At 61.8% G+C, this 20125-nt stretch carries 21 protein-coding genes and 1 pseudogene; 9 read left to right on the plus strand and 13 right to left on the minus strand.

Annotation, left to right across the window (positions count from 1 at the left end):
- Positions 1-88 precede the first annotated feature (88 nt).
- Together OHD58_RS24040 and OHD58_RS24045 are read left to right on the plus strand one after the other, a co-directional pair.
- Positions 89-967: a S1C family serine protease gene (locus OHD58_RS24040; RefSeq protein WP_263806126.1), complete on the plus strand. Its 879-nt coding sequence runs from the start codon at positions 89-91 to the stop codon at positions 965-967.
- The gene (locus tag OHD58_RS24045; protein ID WP_263806127.1) at positions 968-1531 is read left to right on the plus strand and encodes a helix-turn-helix transcriptional regulator; all 564 of its coding nucleotides are present in this window, start codon (positions 968-970) and stop codon (positions 1529-1531) included.
- Between the two features lie 28 nt (positions 1532-1559).
- On the opposite strand, the gene OHD58_RS24050 is transcribed toward OHD58_RS24045, so the two are convergent.
- The 4 genes from OHD58_RS24050 to OHD58_RS24065 form a co-directional block, all read right to left on the minus strand.
- On the minus strand, positions 1560-2687 hold the full coding sequence (locus tag OHD58_RS24050; protein WP_263806128.1) for a hypothetical protein: 1128 nt from the start codon (positions 2685-2687) through the stop codon (positions 1560-1562).
- A gap of 6 nt (positions 2688-2693) precedes the next feature.
- Entirely contained in the window at positions 2694-3128 is a 435-nt protein-coding gene (locus OHD58_RS24055; protein ID WP_263806129.1) for a hypothetical protein, read from the minus strand.
- A 267-nt stretch (positions 3129-3395) separates the two neighbouring features.
- Entirely contained in the window at positions 3396-4607 is a 1212-nt protein-coding gene (locus OHD58_RS24060; protein ID WP_263806131.1) for a mandelate racemase/muconate lactonizing enzyme family protein, read from the minus strand.
- Positions 4607-6220, minus strand: a complete 1614-nt coding sequence (locus OHD58_RS24065) for a GMC family oxidoreductase (RefSeq protein WP_263806132.1) — start codon at positions 6218-6220, stop codon at positions 4607-4609. Before OHD58_RS24065 ends, OHD58_RS24060 begins: the two co-directional genes overlap by 1 nt.
- Positions 6221-6413: 193 nt before the next feature.
- On the opposite strand from OHD58_RS24065, the gene OHD58_RS24070 reads away from it, so the two are divergent.
- On the plus strand, positions 6414-6809 hold the full coding sequence (locus OHD58_RS24070; RefSeq protein ID WP_263806133.1) for an acyl-CoA thioesterase: 396 nt from the start codon (positions 6414-6416) through the stop codon (positions 6807-6809).
- Between the two features lie 312 nt (positions 6810-7121).
- Positions 7122-8012 carry a hypothetical protein gene (locus OHD58_RS24075; RefSeq protein WP_263806134.1) on the plus strand — a complete coding sequence of 297 codons (891 nt, stop codon included), beginning with the start codon at positions 7122-7124 and terminating at the stop codon, positions 8010-8012.
- 54 nt (positions 8013-8066) lie between these two features.
- On the opposite strand, the gene OHD58_RS24080 is transcribed toward OHD58_RS24075, so the two are convergent.
- Positions 8067-8486: a winged helix-turn-helix transcriptional regulator gene (locus OHD58_RS24080; protein WP_263806135.1), complete on the minus strand. Its 420-nt coding sequence runs from the start codon at positions 8484-8486 to the stop codon at positions 8067-8069.
- An 86-nt stretch (positions 8487-8572) separates the two neighbouring features.
- Between OHD58_RS24080 and OHD58_RS24085 the strand changes: the two genes are divergently transcribed.
- The gene (locus OHD58_RS24085) at positions 8573-9178 is read left to right on the plus strand and encodes an NADPH-dependent FMN reductase (RefSeq protein WP_263806136.1); all 606 of its coding nucleotides are present in this window, start codon (positions 8573-8575) and stop codon (positions 9176-9178) included.
- Between the two features lie 63 nt (positions 9179-9241).
- Here OHD58_RS24085 and OHD58_RS24090 read toward each other — a convergent pair whose 3' ends face one another.
- The 5 genes and pseudogenes from OHD58_RS24090 to OHD58_RS24110 all read right to left on the minus strand — a co-directional run bounded on the left by OHD58_RS24090 (position 9242) and on the right by OHD58_RS24110 (position 14112).
- Positions 9242-10549: a hemolysin family protein gene (locus OHD58_RS24090; RefSeq protein ID WP_263806138.1), complete on the minus strand. Its 1308-nt coding sequence runs from the start codon at positions 10547-10549 to the stop codon at positions 9242-9244.
- 96 nt (positions 10550-10645) lie between these two features.
- Positions 10646-11347 carry an LssY C-terminal domain-containing protein gene (locus OHD58_RS24095; protein WP_412177287.1) on the minus strand — a complete coding sequence of 234 codons (702 nt, stop codon included), beginning with the start codon at positions 11345-11347 and terminating at the stop codon, positions 10646-10648.
- An 83-nt stretch (positions 11348-11430) separates the two neighbouring features.
- Positions 11431-12144 (minus strand): annotated as a pseudogene (locus tag OHD58_RS24100) (extensin family protein); the annotation flags it as partial.
- A 519-nt stretch (positions 12145-12663) separates the two neighbouring features.
- A complete protein-coding gene (locus OHD58_RS24105) occupies positions 12664-13608 on the minus strand; it encodes an extensin family protein (protein ID WP_263806139.1) in 945 nt (314 codons plus the stop codon).
- Between the two features lie 78 nt (positions 13609-13686).
- Positions 13687-14112 carry a DUF3775 domain-containing protein gene (locus OHD58_RS24110; protein ID WP_263806140.1) on the minus strand — a complete coding sequence of 142 codons (426 nt, stop codon included), beginning with the start codon at positions 14110-14112 and terminating at the stop codon, positions 13687-13689.
- 157 nt (positions 14113-14269) lie between these two features.
- Here OHD58_RS24110 and OHD58_RS24115 point away from each other — a divergent pair, with 157 nt between their 5' ends.
- On the plus strand, positions 14270-14620 hold the full coding sequence (locus OHD58_RS24115; protein ID WP_263806141.1) for a DMT family protein: 351 nt from the start codon (positions 14270-14272) through the stop codon (positions 14618-14620).
- On the opposite strand, the gene OHD58_RS24120 is transcribed toward OHD58_RS24115, so the two are convergent.
- On the minus strand, positions 14610-15500 hold the full coding sequence (locus OHD58_RS24120; protein ID WP_263806143.1) for a DMT family transporter: 891 nt from the start codon (positions 15498-15500) through the stop codon (positions 14610-14612). The two genes, OHD58_RS24115 and OHD58_RS24120, sit on opposite strands and share 11 nt — an antisense overlap.
- Before the next feature lie 201 nt (positions 15501-15701).
- Between OHD58_RS24120 and OHD58_RS24125 the strand changes: the two genes are divergently transcribed.
- Positions 15702-16226 carry a tetratricopeptide repeat protein gene (locus tag OHD58_RS24125; protein ID WP_263806145.1) on the plus strand — a complete coding sequence of 175 codons (525 nt, stop codon included), beginning with the start codon at positions 15702-15704 and terminating at the stop codon, positions 16224-16226.
- 63 nt (positions 16227-16289) lie between these two features.
- Here the strand turns inward: OHD58_RS24125 and OHD58_RS24130 are convergent, their stop codons facing one another.
- Positions 16290-17429: a PQQ-dependent sugar dehydrogenase gene (locus tag OHD58_RS24130; RefSeq protein ID WP_263806146.1), complete on the minus strand. Its 1140-nt coding sequence runs from the start codon at positions 17427-17429 to the stop codon at positions 16290-16292.
- 302 nt (positions 17430-17731) lie between these two features.
- On the opposite strand from OHD58_RS24130, the gene greA reads away from it, so the two are divergent.
- Entirely contained in the window at positions 17732-18205 is a 474-nt protein-coding gene (greA, locus tag OHD58_RS24135; RefSeq protein ID WP_263806147.1) for a transcription elongation factor GreA, read from the plus strand.
- 26 nt (positions 18206-18231) lie between these two features.
- Positions 18232-19314: a glycosyltransferase family 4 protein gene (locus OHD58_RS24140; protein ID WP_263806341.1), complete on the plus strand. Its 1083-nt coding sequence runs from the start codon at positions 18232-18234 to the stop codon at positions 19312-19314.
- A gap of 3 nt (positions 19315-19317) precedes the next feature.
- On the opposite strand, the gene OHD58_RS24145 is transcribed toward OHD58_RS24140, so the two are convergent.
- Positions 19318-20115: a glycosyltransferase family 2 protein gene (locus tag OHD58_RS24145; protein WP_263806148.1), complete on the minus strand. Its 798-nt coding sequence runs from the start codon at positions 20113-20115 to the stop codon at positions 19318-19320.
- Positions 20116-20125 lie beyond the last annotated feature (10 nt).

The following is a 20125-nucleotide window of genomic DNA, read 5'->3' on the forward strand; positions in this document are numbered from 1 at the left end:
AGTCCGGTGTCGACCTAGCCGTGAGGCGAGTAGGAACGCAGGGCGAAATGGACGAGATTCCTCGCAATCGAATTAGAGGAGAAAGATCATGCCGAACGCCAGTCTTGCGGACTTCTCGCGGGAAATCGCCGGCCTCGTTTCCGCCACCGCTCCGGCAATCGCCGCCGTTCACGCCAGCCGCCATCATTCGTCGAGCGCCGTCCACTGGCGCGACGGGTTGTTCGTCGCCGCAAGCGAAACCATCGAGGCTGAGGAGGGGATCGAACTGACCTTGCCGTCCGGCGACAGAGTGCCGGCCGAATTCATCGGGCGGGACCCGACGACCGGAATAGCCGTGCTCAAATCGGAGCTTCCGGCAGAGGCGCCGACATTAAAAGCCGCCGGACCGGTTGAAGCGGGAAACCTTGTGATCGCGGTCGGCCGTGGAGAAACCTCGTTGCTTGCCGGCTATGGCATCGTGGCGGAAGCCGGGCCTGCCTGGCGCAGCATGCGGGGCGGCTTGATCGACCGCCGCATCCGGCTTTCGGCCAGCATCGATCCGCGTGCCGAAGGCGGTGCCGCGATTGATGCTGCGGGCGGCTTTGTCGGTCTCGTGCTTTTTGGTCCGCGCCGGCAGCCGCTGGTCATCCCGGCTGAAACGGTCGAACGGGTGGCGGCGACGCTCGCCGAGAAAGGCCATGTGCCGCGCGGCTATCTTGGCGCCGGCCTGCACCCAGTGCGGCAGGCAAATGCACATGGTGCGATGGTGATGAGCCTCGAGGAGGGAGGGCCGGCGGAGAAGGCCGGGCTGTTGCTCGGCGATATCATCACAGCTTGGGGCGGCGAAAGGATCGACGGCGTGCGCGACGTGATCCGACGCCTTGGTCCGGACAGCGTCGGCAAGACGATCGCGCTCGGCCTGCTCAGAGGCGGCAAGGAACACCAGATAGAGGTGACGATCGGTGCGCGTGGTCACAAGCGAGGATAGATGGCCGAACGCCGATTGAGCGTGCTGATCGCGCTGTCGGATACGGAGCGCGCCGACGAACTCGCGCATGCGCTGGAAAACGACGGGTTATCCGTGGCCATGCAGTCCGAACTGGAGCAGCCGGACGGTTTCGATGTCGTCGTCACCGACGCCGAACTGCTCGACGGCGTGGCGCCGCACGTCCTGCTTGGCGATGCGGTCCCAGGTGCCAATGTTTATGCTGTATTGCCGGCCAATGCCGACGCGGCCCTGATCAGCGCAACGGCTAGGATTGCGCGGGCCGGTTACCGTCTGTTGCCTGTCGAGGCAAGGCCTGGCGATAACCTGCATCCGGCGGGCGAACACGCTGCGGGCGGGAGCCTGCACGCTGCGCTGACGCCACGAGAACTGGAAACCTTGACGCTGCTTGCCGACGGCGCTTCCAACAAGGTGATTGCTCGCCAGCTGGATATCTCGGTGCACACGGCGAAGTTCCATGTCGCCGCGGTGCTCACCAAGCTGCAGGCCCGCAACCGGGCCGATGCCGTGGCAATCGGGCTGAGGCACGGTCTGATCTATCTGTAGGCCGACGTTCGGACCACAAAGCGATCGCCTAATAATCGTAAACGTGTTCGAGGCGCGCCTGCCCGGCAAGCGCCGGAAGGACCATATGGAGCTGACGCACGGCGACTGTCAGGCCGCTGCGGCGCACCGCCGGATCGGCGGGAAGCTGGTAGCCGAACAGCAGTCTTGTGCCGGCCGGCGGCTCGATGGCGTCGTTCGACAGGACCGTCAGCAGGATCTCGTCGTTGCCGCCGATTTCGACGAAACGCACACCCTTGGCGATGAGGCGCGGGATCATGTCGGTGAATACCTGATAACGCTTGGTCACGAAGACGGCGCCATCGGCGCCGAAATCCTTCTCCAGCGTTGTATCGGGTTCTCCGGCGATCGCCTGCGCCACCGGGCCTTTCGCCCAGACATGGATATCGAGGAAAGCCGGGTCCGATGTCGCGGCGAGCGCCGATTTGATCGCGTTCGCGTAGCCCTGCTTGATCCAATAGGCGAGGCCGAAGGCGAGCTTGCGTTCGCTGGTGCGCACCTGGTCCTCGCCGGGCGCGCGCACCACGGCCATCAGGCCGGCGCGTTTTTCGGCATAGGGAAACTGATACCAGGGCACCTGGTCGAGAAAGGCCGCATATTCGGCGGCGACGTTCGCCTGGTAGATGTCGACACCGATGCGTTGGCGCGAGGTCCATTCGGTGATGCGACCGACGGTGTTTTCATAAGCCCACTGGATGACGTGTTCGATCGTATGGCTGGTGCCGATGACCGCGATCATCTGGTGGTTGGCGAAGTTGAATGGTGCGTCGGAGGTGGCGCGGATCATCGTCGCGTAGTCCTGCCAGAAACGGCCGATATAGGCCCAATAGGGGAACTGGCTTTCGCGCTCCTCCTCGACGAAGCCGGCATATTCGCGCGCCGCATAGACGATCGCCCATTCGGGATAGGTGAGGTAGGTGGACTCCTCAGGCCGTTTGTAGCCGGGTATCTCGCCCCGCAATTGATCAGCCACGGCTTGCGGCGGCGCGCCTTCGGCTGTGCCCGGCAACGGTGTGGCGTCGAGCGAATCCGTCGTCAGGAACCCGTAGGCAAGCCCGAGGACCGGGATCGCCAGGATCACGACGACGAGAATGACGAACCAGCGGATAATACGCCGCAAGAGCCGCAGGACAGACATCGGTGCTCAGGCCGGCGCGAGCGACGCGGAGACCCGCTTCGACAGCCAGAAGCCGACGAACACCGCGAAGCCGCCGATCGCCAGATGCGGCGCGTTGGCGAAGAAGCGCGTCGGCAGGTCGATGTCGGTCAGTGGCCGGAACCCGTTGATGAAGATGCCTGCGTCGAGACAGCCTTCACCGGTGAGCAGGCCGAGCACGCCGTCGAACAGATAGATCGCGCCGAACAGCTTGAAATAGAGCACCGACTGGCGATGCGAGACGAAGGCGGCGATGCCTGCCCAGACACCCGAGAAGGCGTGCAGCAGGTGGTCGTACCATTGCAGTGAGAACAGGCCGAAGGTGTAGCCCCTTTCGTCCATGAATGCCGGCACGAAGCAGATCCCGACAACGGCGAAAAATATCAGCGCGTAAAAAATCGCCAGCTTCTGGATCAGCGTCATTTCGGAAATCCCCTCCGTTGCCGCCCGCGATACTATCCGATTCCACGAAGAGTTGAACCGGGCGCTAAATCGAACAGAGCCGCTTTTTGCGGGGGCAGTTGCCGCCGCTCATGCCCGGAACTCGCGCGCTACCTCGCAAACTGATTCAACAGGCTCATAAATTGAATCAACGTGTTGTGCGATGGATTCATCGACGCATCTCAACAAGCTGAAATTATTCGCTAATCTGCCCGCAGATCGGTTCTGGCTAAGGCAATATTCCCGCGCTCACGGCATCAGCGGCGTCTGCATCATCTGCAAATGAAGTTCCTTGCCGTCATAGGGATGCGCTTCGCAAACCGCCTCGTCGAGTTCGACGCCGAGGCCCGGTTCGGTGGAAGGAATGACGTTGCCGTCCTGCCACTCGATCTTCTTCTTCAGCAGCTTTGCGTGGAAGCCGTCCCACTGCTTCAACGATTCCAGGATGAGGAAGTTGGGCAGTGTCGCGGCAAGCTGGATGTTGGCGGCGCCGACGATCGGTCCGCAATAGCAGTGCGGCGCGATCTGGATGTGGTAGGCCTCGGCCATCGCCGCGATCTTCTTGGTTTCGAGGATGCCGCCGGAGCGACCGAGATCGGGCTGCAGGATGGTGGCTGCCCGGTTCTCTATGACGCGGGCGAACTCGAATTTTGTCGTCAGCCGTTCGCCGGTGGCGATCGGGATCGAGGTGCCGCGTGCCACCTGCGCCATCACTTCGGGCATGTCCGGCGGCACCGGCTCCTCGAACCAGAGTGGGTCGTAAGGTTCGATGGCGCGCGCCATCCTGAGCGCGCCCGACGCGGTGAACTGGCCGTGGGTGCCGAACAGGATGTCGGCGCGGTTGCCGACCGCCTCGCGGATCGCCCTGACCATGCGCGCCGACAGATCGATGTCAATCAAACGCGGCTGATGGCCATCGAACGCGGTGTAAGGCCCGGCTGGGTCGAGTTTCACCGCGTTGAAGCCCTGCTCGACATATTCAAGCGCGCAGGCGGCGGCGAGGTCGGGGTCGTTGTAGACGTTTCTGCCCTGGGCATCCTCGCTGTGGACGCTGCCGGTGTGCGGGTAGAGGTAGGTGTAGGAACGCAGCGTCTCGTGCACCTGGCCGCCAAGCAGTTTGTAGATCGGCTTGTTGGCTTCCTTGCCGATGATGTCCCAGCAGGCCATTTCCAATGCCGAGAAGCAGCCCATGCCGGAGACGTCGGGCCGCTGCGTGAAGCCGGAAGAATAGGCGCGGCGGAAAAACGTCTCGATATCATGGGGATCCCGGCCGACGAGGTAGCGTTCGGCCATGTCCTCGATCATGCGCGCGGTGACGTGAGCGGAAAACGTGGCGTTGTAGGCCTCGCCATAGCCGACCACGCCGCCGTCAGTCGTCAGCTTGACGAAGATGAAATACTTGCCGCCAATGCCGGGCGGCGGATTGCCGACCACGAATGTCCTGACGTCGGTGATTTTCATCAGTGGTCCTCCAGAATCAGGTCCGCGCCCTTCCATCCGGTCATGATCGAGGCAGCGTTGGTGTTGCCGGTAATATTATCGGGAAAGATCGATGCGTCGATGACGCGCAGGCCGGCGATGCCGTGCACCCTGAGGCGCGGATCGACGACGGAATGCGAAGGGTCCGGTCCCATGCGGCAGGTGGAGACGGGATGATAGACCGTCCCCGAGCGCTTCCTGAAATCCTGAATCAGTTCCGCGTCCGAAGTGATTGACGGGCCAGGCAGAACCTCTTCCTCGATGATGTCGGCCATGGCCGGCATCGACGCGATCCTGCGCACGAACTTCACGGCGTCCAGCATCTCGACCACATCCTCGTCCGTGGACAAGGCATTGGCGACGATCTTCGGATAGTCGCGCGGATTGCTGGAGCGGATCATGATCTCGCCGCGGCTCGACGGCCGGCAGTTGGAGAGGCCGATGGAAAAGCCCGGCCATGGGTCGGGCGTGAGGATGGGCCGCTCGCCGCTCTTCGGGATGACCGTCGAGAAGGCCTGGAAATAGAGCTGCATGTTGGGACGCGCCATGCCGGGGCTGGTGCGGAAGAAACCGCCGGCATTGTTCATCGACAGCGACAGCGGGCCGGAGCGCAGCAGCAGATACTGGATGCCGACCGCCAGCTTGCCCCACCAGGGGCGCAGGATCTGGTTCAGTGTCGGCTCGCGCCCTTTGAAAGTGTAGTTGATGCCGATATGGTCTTGCAGGTTGGCGCCGACATTGTCGTTGGCTTTGACGATCGGAATGCCGAGGTCTTTAAGCAACTTGGCTGGACCGATGCCGGATAGCTGCAGCAGTTGCGGCGAATTAACCGAGCCACCGCTGATAATAACCTCGCGGGCCGCGCGGACGCTTTCCTTTTGGCCATTCTGTTCATATTCGACGCCGACGGCGCGACTGCCCTCGAACAGGATTCTGGTTGCCAGCGCGTTCGTCACCACGCGGACGTTTTTCCGCCGCATGGCCGGTCGCAGGAAGGCCCGGGCCGCCGACATACGGCGGCCATTCTTCGTTGAGATCTGGTAGACGCCGACACCTTCCTGTCGCTCGCCGTTGAAGTCCGGATTGAGGGACAGGCCAGCCTGTTGCGAGGCAGCCAGATAACGTTTCGTCAGCGGATGGACGGCTTGTTCGCAGGTGGTTACGTGCAACGGGCCGCCGGTGCCCCGCCATTCGTTCGCGCCAGCCTGGTTGTCCTCCAGTGCCTTAAAGGCGGGCAGGAGATCGTCGAAACCCCAGCCGGGATTGCCGGCTGCCGACCAGGCGTCAAAGTCCTCGCGCGCGCCCCTGATCCAGACCATGGCGTTGATGGAACTGGAGCCGCCCAGGATCTTGCCGCGCGGCCAGTGATCGGCATTGCCGGCGAGGCCGGGATCGGGCTCGGTCTTGTAGTTCCAGTTTACCGCCGGATCGAAGAAGGTCTTGCCGTAGCCGAGCGGCATCTGCACGTAGAAGCGCATGTCGCTGCCGCCGGCCTCGAGCACCAGCACGGAGAATCGTCCGGAAGCCGACAGTTTTTCCGCCACGACCGAACCGGCCGAACCGGAGCCGACGATGATGAAGTCATAGGTCTGCATAGTGGTGGTGGCGGCTCCGGAATTTGGCCCACACTAGACGTGGCGCCGATGGCCCGTCACCGGACCTTCCGGCATGGCTTGTGAAAAAAGCGACCGTGCTTGCGGGTAAGCGTCGTTATCCGTCGGCCATCGCCTTGCCGTCGCAGTCTGTTGCTGCCATCCATGTCCTGTAGAATTGATCGAGAGGGTTCGGATGGTTCACTACGCCGAAGGCAGGCCGACGGGTGAGTTGACTCTGAGGACGCTGGCCATGCCGTCCGATGCCAACGCGGCCGGCGATATTTTTGGCGGCTGGGTTATGGCGCAGATGGATCTGGCCTGCGGCATTCGTGCCGCCGAGCGCGCCAAGGGACGCGTCGTCACCGCGGCGGTCAAGGAAATGTCCTTCGCCAAGCCGATGAAGATCGGCGACACGCTCTGCATCTACACGCATGTGAACCGGGTCGGCCGCACGTCCATGACACTGAAGGTCGAGGCGTGGGCGCAGCGCTATCTGTCCGACCTGATGGAAAAGGTTACCGACGCCGACTTCGTCATGGTCGCGCTCGACCAGGATGGGAAACCCAAGCCGGTCCCGGAAGAGAAATAGTTTTTGCCCGAGCCTGGTAGTCGTGTTGGACGCCAGGAATCGTAGCCCATTCAGCGTGGGAGTTGCCCTTCGCCCGGCCGCGCAGAGCGGTTGGTCGCGCCGCAAGCGATTTTTCTGCTCCACAGCGAAAAAACAAACTCATTCAGCCAGACGGGACGCGGTCGAATTGCGGCGGAACAATGTCTCCATGAGTCTGTTATCAGAGACCTAATGGAGGACTATGCAATGCACGGTATCATCTATCTCGTCGGTCTCGTTGTTGTCATTCTGTTCATATTGTCCGCGCTCGGCCTGCGCTGATCGGAGGATGACATGACGATTTCAGAAACAGTTGGTCGCGAGACCCTCGTCGTCCAAGAAGCCGATGCGCGCGACACCGGAGCTTCTTATATTGATTGGCCTGCAATCCTGGCCGGCGTCGTTGTAGCCAGTGCAATTTCTTTCGTGCTGCTGACCTTCGGCTCGGCGATAGGTCTGTCCATGACTTCGGCGCGCGAAGGTGAATCCACGTCGTTGTTCTGGATCTCTGTCGTCGGTGGCCTTTGGGTCCTTTGGGTACAAATTACTGCATCGCTTTGCGGTGGTTATCTGACCGGCCGCATGCGTCGCCGGGTAGGCGATGCAACCGAAGCGGAATCGGACATTCGCGATGGCTCCAACGGGCTTGTCATGTGGGGCCTTGCAACTCTCGTGGCGGCTTGCATTGCACTGTCAGGCGTGATGGGGGCGGCGAATGTTGCGGGCCAAACTGCGACCGCCGCGGCGTCCGCGGCCGGCCAGGCTGTAGACGCTATGGATCCCTCGGCTTTGCTCGTGGACCGAACACTTCGTGGGCGGCCCGACGCTCCAGCGGTGACTGAGGCGGATCGCCAGGCGATCGGGCGTATTCTTCTCGCCGCTGCCACCGGCGATCAGATCGATTCGGCCGACCGGGATTATTTGGTGGCTACGATAGCCTCGCGGACTGGTATTCCGCCGGAAGAGGCAGCCACCCGTGTCGACCAGTTGGTAGAGCAGGCACGCGCAATCGAGGCGCAGGCTCGAGAAGCAGCCGAGCGTGCTCGACACGCATCTGTGATCGCAGCGTTCCTCACTGCCGCTGCGCTGGCGATAGGCGCAGCCGTTGCCTACTACGCAGCCACTCTGGGCGGAAATCATCGCGACAACCAGACAGTTCTGGAGGGATGGTATCGTCCGTGGTGATCCAAAGTGGTGCCCCGCCGTCGCGCGTCGACGGCGGGCAAACCAGGCGTCAAATTAGCGCGCGGTCGGATGACGTGAAGTCGCGGGAGGCAATGGTGCGACTTGGTTCGGCAGTGCGGAATCGAATCGCGCACGGGCTTCCTTAACCCGCGCGATGTTCACCCGGGCCCATTCGCCAAGCGCGTTTACCGGAACGCGCAATTCGCGTCCGAGATCGGTCAATTCATAATCTACCCTTGGCGGAATACTGGGGAACACCGTACGGGTGACGAAACCGTCGCGTTCCAGGCCGCGTAGCGTGATGGTCAGCATTTTCTGCGAGATGCCGCCAATGCCTCGCTTGAGTTCGCTGAAACGCATCGGGCCGGCACTCAGGTAGCCGACGACGAGCACGGTCCATTTGTCGCCGACACGGCCCAGGATATCGCTGACCGCCCGGCAGTCCTCGCTTTCATGATGGAGAGCAGGTTTCAAAAAAGTGCCTCCTTGCGCGTCGCTTTTTCACTCTCCTATATAGCTCTGGTATCCAAAAGATACCAGAGTTTCCAAAGGAGAGAATGATGGCCAAGCCAAAGATAGGTATCATAATCGGCAGCACACGTGCAGGGCGTTTTGCCGACCAGCCCGCAGAATGGATCCGCGACATTGCCAAAGCGCGAGGCGACGTCGATGTCGAGGTGCTCGATCTGCGTGACTACCCGATGCCTTTCTTCGACGAAGTTGGCGGGCTCGCCTACACGCCAACCAAAAACGAGGTTGCGCAGAAGTGGCAGAAAAAGATCGCCGAACTCGACGGCTACATCGTTCTGGCCGCTGAGTACAATCGCGGGCCGACGGGCGTTCTGAAGAACGCGCTCGATTACGCCTACAACGAATGGAACAACAAGGCCGTCGCTTTCCTCGGCTATGGTGGCGTCGGCGGCGCCCGTGCTGTCGAACAGCTGCGGCTCCACGCCGTCGAGTTGCAGATGGCGCCCATCCGCGCCGGCGTTCATATCCTCTGGCCGGACATGCTTGCCGCCAAGAGCGAAGGCAAGAAACTCAGCGAGTTCGCCCACCTCAACCAGGCAGCCAGCGACATGCTCGATCAGCTTGTCTGGTGGACGAAGGCGCTGAAAACAGCCCGCGCCGCCGAAGCGCAAACAGCCGATATAAAGGCCGCCTGATTCCAACAGCTATTGGCATGAGAAGCGCCGTTCGCGGCGCTTCTCATGCGCTTGTTTCGTGATTTACCGGCGTACTTCGCGCCGTGCTCCAGGCAGGCGGCTGGCGAGGACCTTGTCGATGCGGCGTCCGTCGAGATCGACGACTTCGAAGCGCCAGCCATGCGCGTCGACCCATTCGCCCGTCGCGGGCAAGCGATGCATCTGCGAAAGGATGAAACCGGCAAGGGTTTCGTAGTCGCGGTTTTCGGGCAGCATGAAGTTCAGGTGGTCGGCCAGCTCGTCTGCCGGCAGGAAGCCCGGGAGCAGCCATGAGCCGTCCTCGCGTTTGACGATTTCCTGGTCGCCCGCCTCGATATCGGCGCGGAACACCCCGGTGATCGCTTCCAGAATATCGGCGGGCGTCACGATGCCTTCGAAATGTCCGTACTCGTCATGGACCAGCGCGACCGGAATGTCGGATTCCTTCAAGGTGGTCAGCACGTCGAGCGCATCGGCCTGGTCGTGGACGATGGGTGCCGTGCGCACATGGCGCGACGGATCGAATTTCTGGCCCGCGAGCATCGCCGCCAGCACTTCCCGGGTCTGGATGACGCCGATCATCGCGTCGACGCTGCCGTCGCCGGCCGGCAGGCGCGAGTGCTGTGTTTCCATCAGCGTCTTGCGTGTCGTCTGTTCATCCGATTGCAGGTTTATCCAGTCGACATCGGTGCGCGGTGTCATCAGGGCACGCACGGCCCGGTCGCCGAGCCGCATGACGCCGGCAATCATGCGCCGCTCGTCGGATTCGATGGTACCGTGATGCTCGGCCTCCGCGACCAGCATCTTGATCTCCTCGTCCGTGACTTTTTCCTCGCTTTCCTCCTTCTGGCCAAGCAGGCGCAGGACGCCCCGGCCGGAAATATCGAGCAGCCAGACCAGTGGTGCCGCCACCTTGGCGAGGATGGTCATTGCCGGCGCCACCTTGACGGCAACGCCCTCAGGATTACGCAGGGCGATCTGCTTGGGTACAAGCTCGCCGATGATCAGCGAAGCATATGTGATCACGGCCACCACGATGCCGACGCCGAGCGCATCGGCGATGCCATCGCGAATTCCGTAGTCGACAAGCAGATGCGACAGCCGCTCACCGAGCGTCGCGCCGGAGAAGGCACCGGACAGAACACCCACCAGGGTAATGCCGATCTGGACGCTGGATAGGAATTTGCCGGGATTGGCGCCGAGCGCCAGTGCCCGCCCGGCGCCCTTGATATCACGGTCGATCATCGCCTTGAGGCGGGCGGGGCGGGACGAAACGATCGCCAGTTCCGACAGGGCAAGCAGGCCGTTGACGAGGATCAGGACGACGACCGTGGCAATCTCGACATAAAGCATGCCGCAACCCTTAGCATTGCGCCCTGCCACAATTGAAGGGCCAACGTGGAAAATGAGAACCGATTGCTGGCTGGCCGGGTTCCAAGGATTGTCGCGCTACGGGGCAAGAACGCCAACCGTCACCATTCCATCGGTGAAATAAGGGTCGCCTCCGCCATTGCGCCCGCTGGTTGTCGGACCTCTTCCCGGAATCTGGTACTGCCGCGACAGCATCCCTGCATTCGAGAGGTCGAGGATGACGGTGTCGCGTTCGGCGTCGACGTCCGGACCGATGTGGTGGGTGATCTGGCCGGTATCGTGGCTCAGGCCGACGCCACGATCGAAACTTGCCGAGCCGAGCCATCTCGGTTTGCCGTCCTCGGCATCAGCCGAGGTCAGCCACAAACGGATGTGATGCCGCTGGTCGGCGCTTTTTCCGATCGGCTTCTCGAACGCAAGGTCCTGGCGGCGGCCTTCATAGAGCAGCGTGCTAACGGGCGCATCCGGATAGGGGCGATCGAGAACGACACTGGCGCCGATCTCGATGCTGCTGCGCAAGGTGATCGCATCCGCCGGATCCCATTTCGCTGCCGCAAAGGCGCGCAGGACATTTTCCTTCGAGCCAATAAGCCCGACATTGATCGGGTCGCCGGGTATCCCTTGCGGCGTGACCGTCAGCATGTAGGTCGATGCGGGGGATTCATCGTCGTCCCGCCAGGTCCATAGCATTGGCAAAAGCGCATAGGCGACGGCGAGGTAGAAAACGGTAAGCAACGCCAACCAGCGAGCGGTTGATCTCAACCGTCGGCGTTTATGAATCTGGCTGTGGTCGGCCCCGTCCTGCATGAGGACAGATTACACAATCGCAGCCTCTCAAGGCAAAGGTCCGGCGGATGGTCGCCTCACCGGCAGGCGCGATAACCGTTCTTTCGCGGCTTGATGTCGAAATGGAAATGGTTGCGGTGGTCGTAATTGTAACCGGGACCAAGCACGGTGGTGAAGTATTCGCAGCCATCGGCGCGGACGGTGTTGAGGAACCCTCGTTGACGAAATGCGAACCAGCCGGGTTTCTTGACGTCGATATCGCGGCCGTTGTCGAGCTCGATCCGCATGACATCGAGTGCGTTGCCGCGCGAATGCTCCGATGACGTATGGGTGCCGTTTATCCTGCGGCACGAATAGCTCGACCCTTGGTGGATCGTCTTGACGCCGGACAGGTAGCGGTAGCGGGAGGCTGGAGCCAGTTCCTTTTTCGTCCAGCGCGCGAAGGTGACCGCCATCTCGCAATTCAATGTCGCTGCGGGTTTCATCTTGATGCCGCCCGACAGGCCCGACACGGATACGGGGTGGTCTATGCGACAGGACTTGCTCTCGTGGATGGGCGCCAGATCGCGATATTTCACGCCGAGGCGTTTCAGTTCGCGGCGGCAGGCCACCTCGTCGGCGGGCATGGCTTGCGGCGACGAAGCGCGAGGCTCCCGAGGCGCCTCAAGGCGCGGATAACCGGTCAGATAGGGGTTCGACGGCACCAGGCGCTGCAATCCGGGACCGGGATTGGCTGCTGCGACACGCGTTTCAGGCAGAGCCTCCGGCTCTGCAATGATGTCGTTTTGCGGCGCAGGCTCATCGCTCTCCGTGCCATAGACGGGTTCAGTTGCCGGCTCCTCGACCATCAGGTCTGCCTGCTGGGAAAGGTCGGGACTGGTCTGTCCTTGGCCCTCCAAGTCTTCCGCCTGTTCGGAAAGGCTGCGTGGCTGTCGTGACACAAGATCCGGCTCGGAAGCATAATCCGGCATGGCCGCGACCTGTGGCGAGGCAAATTCCGGCTGCGATTGTTCCGCCACCGGCAAGTCGGTGGGCGATAGGGCTGAAGTCTGGACACCGACATCGACATCCGGGCGCAGGACAGCTTCTGTCGAGCAGGCCGAAGCCAGGATCGCGCCGGCGAGGGCGACGCCGACCGCGACGCGCATTCGTTGTGCGTCGATTACCGTCGAACAGACGGCAACGGCCTTGCGAAATTCTGACAGCATTGATCGGCGTCCTGTCCCCGGACACCAGGATAGGTGCGAAGGGTAAAGGAAAACTCAGCAGCGGCGTTTACGCCTGTGGCGGGAATCCGGCGAAGCCGCTCTTTATTGGCAGAAGGTCGAGCCGTTGCGGCGCTTTGCGAGGTCGAGATGGAAATGCGTCGCATGGTCCGCGTCGCTGCCGGGACCGAGCACTGTCTTGAACGGGCCGCAGGCTGCGGTGCGCACCTTCGAGAGGAACTGAGACTGTTTGGGGTTGCGGGTGGCGGTTACCTCGACCACCGTCCCATCCACGAGTGTGAAGCTCGCGATGTCGAACGCATTGCCGAAGGCATGTTCCGACAATTTGCTGGTGCCGTTGCGCGGGCGGCAGACGTAACCGGAGGCCTGCTGGATCGACTTGAGCTCGGAACCCAGCTCCTGCTTGGCGAGCTTCGATACGACGTCGGCCGAGAACTTGGCGACCGCCTCGGCAGTCGCGCAATTCACCAGTGCTTCGGGCTGGACGTCGATGCTGCCGCTGAGAGCGGTCAGTGAAAGCGGACGGGGCAGGGAACACCCGCTTGGATCGGTAAGCGGCGGGCGTTCTTCGAACTTGGCGCCCAGGGCGGTGAGCCGCTTGCGGCAAGCCGCCTCCTGCTCCGGCGATGTTTCCGGACGTGGCGGGGATTCGAGCACTGGCGGCGTCGAATCGGTTTTCTTTTCGTCGTCGGTTTCCGAGTGCGGCTTCCCGGTTTGCGGGCGCGGTGTCGGCTTTTCGTCGACCTCCGCCGGCTGTTCGGGCTGCTGCCTCGGCGAAGGCTTTTCGTCGATTTTTGCAGGTGGCGATTCTGGCCCGGACTCGACGACCGCGGGACGCGGATCGGGCAGGGGCGTATCGGCGGGTTTGGCTGGGGCGGTCTGTTGCGCGGGATCTCGCGGCACGGGCTTTGGCGCCTTTGCAGGCAACGTCTCGCCAAGCGCGGTGCCGGCGGCGAAAACCGCCGCAAGAATGATCACGGTACGGATGCGGCCCTGGCCGGTACAGTGGTCTGGCGGCGTTGTTCCCATTGCTTCGAAATGGTGCGCCGCGCCGGTGCGGCAACTGTGCCGGCCATCACGATGGATTACGGTTGATATCCTCGCGGGCTAAGCACCGAGTGCTTCCAGGCCTTCTTCAAGCCAGTCGCCGAGCATGGGCATGCCCATCAGATATTTGGAAACCCGCTTGTTGGTGCGCTGGCGCGCCTCGTTCACCGCTTCGTTCCACTCCGCCGCCTCATAATCGCCGCGGCCGATCCAGGCGAGCGCGATCAGCTCGGCGGCTTCGTCGACGTTCAGATCGTTGATCAACTCGCGAAGTTCTTCCTCGGTGAGGTTTTCCTCGGCCTCTTCGGCCAGTCCGTCATGCAAATGTGAATCGCGCGACTGACCGTCGAGCTCGACCTCGTGTTCGCTGCCGTCGGCATAATCCTCATTGACCGCGGCACTGATCGCCTTGGCCTTCAGGATGAAGAACCGAACGGTGTCGGGATCGATGGCGAGATCCCATTCCTTTTCCAGACGCTTCTGCACGGACATTCTCCGGGAGGGCGCGTGTTGTCGCGTCTCATAATGCACGCAATGGTGAAAAAATCGAGGGAAGAGCTTCCGGCTTCCAGCTGCTGGCATTGACAGGACAATCGGCGGGAATGAAATGCAGCGCCCACCCTCTCGCCCGGATCCCCGCCAAATGGCAATGCTTCTCTCTCCGAAGGTACTTCCTGTCATTCTGCTCGTGATGTCGAATGTCTTCATGACATTCGCCTGGTACGGGCATTTGAAGTTCAAGGCGGCACCGCTCTATGCCGCAGTCATGTTCAGCTGGGGAATCGCGTTCTTCGAATATTGGCTGGCGGTGCCCGCCAACCGCATCGGCCATCAGGTCTATTCGGCAGCCGAACTGAAGACGATGCAGGAGGTTATAACCCTGGCGGTCTTCGTGGTTTTCTCGGTCTTCTACCTGAAGGAGGCCATCACCTGGAACCACGTCCTCGGTTTCACGCTGATCGCCGGAGGGGCGGCGCTGATCTTCAAGGCGTAGCCGGGCTTTTGCGGCCAAACGCCGGTGCGAGTTCCACAATCAGGATCGCCGAGAAGATCAGCGCGCAACCGAGGAAGCCTGTCGCCGGCAGCTGCTCGCCGAGCAGCAGGATGCCGAAGATGGCGGCGAATATCGCCTCGGAAGCGAGGAAGATCGCTGCTTGCGAAGCGGTGGTGTAGCGTTGGCCGACCGCCTGCAGGGTAAAGGCGATGCCGCCGGAGAAGATGCCGGTGAAGAGGATTTCCGGCGCCGCGATCCGCGCCGCGCTCCAGTCGATTTTCTCGAAAGTGAAGGCGATCAGCAATCCGAGGATGCTGCAAACGGCGAACTGGACCACCGCCAGTGTCACCGGGCGTCCCGTGTCGTTGGCATGCCGGCCGATGTAGATCAGTTGCAATGCCCAAAAGGCGGCGCACAGGACAGTGAGCCAGTCGCCGGTGGTCAATGTCGTGATTTCGCCGCCGGACAGGAACCAGATGCCGGCCAAGGCCAGCAAGGCCGCCGGCCAGATCGCCGGATGCGGCCATTGGCGGAAAAGGACGACCGCAAGCAGCGGGACCATGATCACGTAAAGGCCGGTCAGGAAGCCCGAATTGGTGACGGTCGTGGTCATCAGCCCGGTCTGCTGCGCTGCCATGCCGCCGAACAGCAGGATGCCGATCCAGATAAACGCCCGCCAATGTGCAACGGACAGCGACTTTTCGCTGCGACGCGCCTCGCGCCAGGCGAAAGGCAGCATCGAGATGCCGGCGATGCCGAAGCGCAGCCCGACAAAGAGAAACGGGCCGATCGCCTGCATGGCGGTCGATTGCGCGACGAAACCCATGCCCCACAAGGCGCCGACGGTGAGCAGAACGAGATTGGCCTGAATTCGGGTCATGATGCTAATTGGTGAGGAGTTTATGCTGCTTGATGAGAGGTTTGAGGCTGCATAACACCTCTCATCCTCACCGCAAGCGGCGTATCTTGTGCCAGCCGCCTCACGTCGATGTGATAAAGACTACAGACTGATAAACAAAATTCCCGGAAGAAACGTGCTTTCAAAGCCGTTAGTGTACTCAAGTCTCTTGGAGGAATTCTGATGCGAGCACGATTGATAGTCAGCCTGGCGTCCATGCTTGTTGCCGCGCCCTTGCTGGTGGCGCCGGCTTTTTCCGCTGGCGGCGGCGCTGCCCCTGCGCCAAGCTGTGCGAAGGGCAAGGTCTATGACACGAAGTCCAAGAAATGCGTGCCGAAAACCAGCGCGGTGGATGACGACAGCATCTATGAGACCGGTCGTTCGCTGGCCATGGAAGGCCGCTACGGCGAAGCCATCGAAGTGTTGAGCCTGGCCAAGGACAAGACCGATCCACGCATCCTCAACTACCTCGGCTATTCGCACCGCAAGCAGGGTCGCGTGCTCGTCGGTCTCGGCTACTATCAGGAGGCGTTGCGCAACAATCCGGAGTACACGCTGGTGCGCGAATATATGGGCGAGGCCCATCTTCAGCTCGGCGATGTTGCCTCGGCGAAGGAACAGCTTAGCGAGATCGAGAAGCGCTGCGGCAAGGGTTGCAGTGAATACACCGAACTTGCTGGCCAGATCGACGCCTACGTGAAGGGCTGATTTTCCTGCACGTCGCAGGATCATATGCGCGAGCCCGGCGGTTCTGAACCGCCGGGCTTTTCATCAGTCCGCGCGTGAAAGCCGGACGATCGCTCCCGGATTCTCGTCCGTCAGCAGCCAGATCGACCCATCGGGGGCGACGTTGATATCGCGGATACGACCGAATTCGCCGTCGAACAGGCGCTCTTCGCTGCTGATTTTCCCAGCCTCGTCACGGTCGAGCCGGACCAGCAACTGGAACTTCAGCGCGCCAACCAGAAGATCGCCGTTCCATTCGGGAAACATTTCGCCCTGATAAGCCGCCAGTCCGGACGGCGCGATCGACGGATCCCAGTAGTAGAGCGGCTGCTCGAAGCCCGGCGCCTCGGTACCCACACCGATCTTTGAGCCCGAATAGTCGACGCCATACGAAATTTCCGGCCAGCCGTAGTTCTTGCCGGCTTCCGGCTTGTTGATCTCGTCTCCGCCCTTGGCACCATGCTCGACGGTCAGCAGGTTGCCGACAAGTGGATCGAAAGTCATACCCTGCGGATTGCGGTGACCTTTCGACCAGATTTCCGGCAGATGCTTCGATCCGTCAGGGGAAGGGTTGTCGGCGGGAACGGAGCCGTCCGTGTTGATGCGCAGGACGGCCCCGGCATGATCGTTCATGTCCTGGGCGCGTTTTCCTTCGCCACGGTCGCCGATGGTGAAGAACAAGGTGCCATCCTGCGCGAAGACCAGCCGCGAGCCGAAGTGGCGGCTGGTGCTGGACTTCTTGGCCATCGAGAAGATGACCTTGACGTCTTCGAGCCGGGGAGCGCCGTCGCGGGCAAGCTTCGCACTGGCGATCGCCGTCCCGGTGCCGCCCCGGCCCGCTTCCGAGAAACTGAAGAAGATCAGCCCGGATTCCTCGAAATCCGGCGCGGCGATGATATCGAGAAGTCCGCCTTGACCGCGCGCCACCACTTCGGGAACGCCGGCGAGTGGCTCGGAAAGCTCGCCGCCGGACAAAAGCCTTATGCGGCCCGGCCGTTCCGTCACGATCACGTCGCCACCGGGCAGGAAATCCAACCCCCAAGGATTTTCGAGCTGATCTGTCAAAACCTCGGCCTCGACCCTGATATCCTCGGTGTCGAACACCTGACCTTCGGAAAAAGCGGGGGAAGCGCTGAAGGAGGCGGTCGACAGCAGCACGGCGGCGCGGACGGAGGTGTTGAGCATGATCGTCTGTCCTATCGTTTGGGCGATGTCGGAAGCCTCGATCGAAAATAGGGCAAAAGCTCCAGTCGACCGATGACGCTGCAATCACAAACCGGTGAAACCGGCTGGTGGGTCGCCCCTCTGGTTACCCTTGCGTCGGCAAAATTTGACGTGAAAATCACACAAGAGTTGTTATATTCGGTGAAATTCAGGTGAAACGGTTCCGTTAGCCGAGGCTGCCGGACCGTTTTCTTTTTGTGTCTCACCGGTGAATTTGAATGTGAAAAGGATCGCGGGGAGTCCGCGGCAGGAAGGAAGATATCATGAACAAGGTCCCGATGACCGCCGGAGGATTCCAGTCGCTCAAGGAAGAGCTGCGCTGGCGCCAACAGGAGGAGCGTCCGCGCATCATCGAGGCCATTTCGGAAGCCCGCTCTCATGGCGATCTTTCCGAAAATGCCGAATATCACGCCGCCAAGGAAGCGCAGAGCCTCAACGAAGGCCGTGTCAACGAACTCGAGGATCTGGTCGCCCGCGCGGAGATCATCGACGTTTCGAAGCTTTCCGGAGACAAGGTGAAGTTCGGCGCGACCGTCGTGGTCGTCGACGAGGATACCGAGGAAGAGCGGACCTACCAGATTGTCGGCGACCAGGAGGCCGACGTGAAATCCGGTCGCATTTCGATCTCGTCGCCGATCGCCCGCGCGCTGATCGGCAAGGAGGTCGGCGAGACGATTGAAGTCAATGCGCCGGGCGGCGCCCGCGGCTACGAAATCGTCCGGGTCCAGTTCATCTGACCAATTGAAGCCACCGCCCGATGGCGATGACCGGAAAAACGGCGCCGGCTGATCCGACACATGTTGACATCGGCGCGATCGAGGTGATCGCGCCGAATTTCAAGCGCCGGCTTTCCGGCGTCACCAGCACGATCATCCATCTGGTGCCGGTGCAGATGCGGACGCTCGGCATCGCCACGATCGGGCCGGGCCTGCCGGACACGCTGCCGAAGCTCCGGTTCCGGCAGCTTTTTGGCTTGCTGAAGCGCCCGAAGAAGCGGCCTTTCCGCATCTGGCATGCACGGCGCAATCCGGAAATGCTGGCAGGCATCGTGCTGCGGGACATCTTCCGTGCGCCGGTGAAACTGCTCTTCACCTCCGCCGCGCAGCGCGATCACAAACCCTACACGAAATGGCTGATCCGCCGCATGGACGCCATTATTGCGACCAGCGGGCGCTCGGGCAGCTTCCTCGAAGTGCCGCATACCGTCGTCATGCACGGCATCGACCTTGGGGAATTTCATCCGCCGCGCACGAAGGATGACGATTTCGCGAATTCGGGTTTGCCCGGCCGCTACGCGATCGGCTGTTTCGGCCGTATCCGCCACCAGAAGGGGACGGACCTCTTCGTCGAGGCGATGGTTGAGCTTTTGCCGCGGTTTCCCGACTGGACGGCGGTGATCACCGGTCGCGTGACGCCCGAGCATCGGGGCTTTGCCGACGAACTCAAGGCCAAGATCGAGCGGGCAGGGCTGTCGGAACGGATCGTATTCCTCGGTGAAGTGCCGGATATCAAAGTCTGGTACCGGCGCGTATCGCTCTATGTGGCGCCGTCGCGCAACGAAGGGTTCGGGCTGACGCCGCTCGAGGCGATGGCGTCACGCACCGCCGTCGTGGCAAGCGACGCGGGCGCCTATGCCGAACTGATCGTGCCGGGCAAGACGGGTGCTGTGGTTCCCGCAGGCGATGGCGATGCGCTGCGGGAAGCGATCAAGCCTTACCTCGCCGATCCCGACCTCGCCCGGAAACAGGGCGAGGCAGGCCTTGCTGACGTCGTTGAGCGGTTTCCTCTGGAGCGCGAGGCACGCGCCATCGGCGACGTCTATGAAAAGATGTGGTCGAAGGGCTGAAAGCTATTCCGGCGGCGCGTTGTCGCCAAGCGACAGCCGGTAGAGCTTTGCTTCCACCAGGAACGCGTAGTGCGCGAACATCATCGCGTAGATGAAACCCGGCACCCCGCATAGGAAATTGCGGTGCGCGACGTAGCTCTTCAGGAACCAGCCGATGGGCTTGAAAAAGAGCCGCATCGGATTTGTCCGGCGACCGCGCGCGAATTGCTCCTTGGCTTTCAGGTCGGCGTAGGAGCTTGTTTTTGCCGCATCTTCCTTGATCGACATATTTCGGAAATGCAGGATTGCGCCCTTGGGGATCGTATGTATCGGTCCCTCTCCGATCAGCGCCTCGTGAACCAGCGTGCTGTCGTCGAACCGCGCTGTTCCCTTGCGCACCAGCCTGAGGAATGCCTTCGCGTGCACGTATGACGGCTGGTAGCCGTAGCCCGGCAGATAATCGCGGCGAACGATCGCGTAGGACGAAAGCTTCGCCTCTTCGAACGGCATCGCCGCAAGGGTGGCCCTCATGCGATCGTCCAGCCGCTCGTCGGAATCCATGCTCAGACACCAGGGCTGGGTGCACTGTTCGAGCGCAAACTGCTTCTGCTTGGCAAAGCCCGGCCATTCGTTCGAGATCAGCCGGATCGGGTAGCCCTGGCCGATGTATGCGTCGATCAGGGCGAGGGTGCCGTCCGTAGAACCAGAATCGACGATGACGATCTCGCGGCAGAAATCGAGGCTCTCGATGCAATCGCCGAGCACCGCGACCTCGTTCTTGCAGATGATGAAGGCCGAGATCGGCCTTTCGAACCGGTTCATCGAACGGCCT

Origin of the sequence: Mesorhizobium sp. ZC-5, assembly GCF_025753855.1 — a bacterium.
GTDB lineage: Bacteria > Pseudomonadota > Alphaproteobacteria > Rhizobiales > Rhizobiaceae > Neomesorhizobium.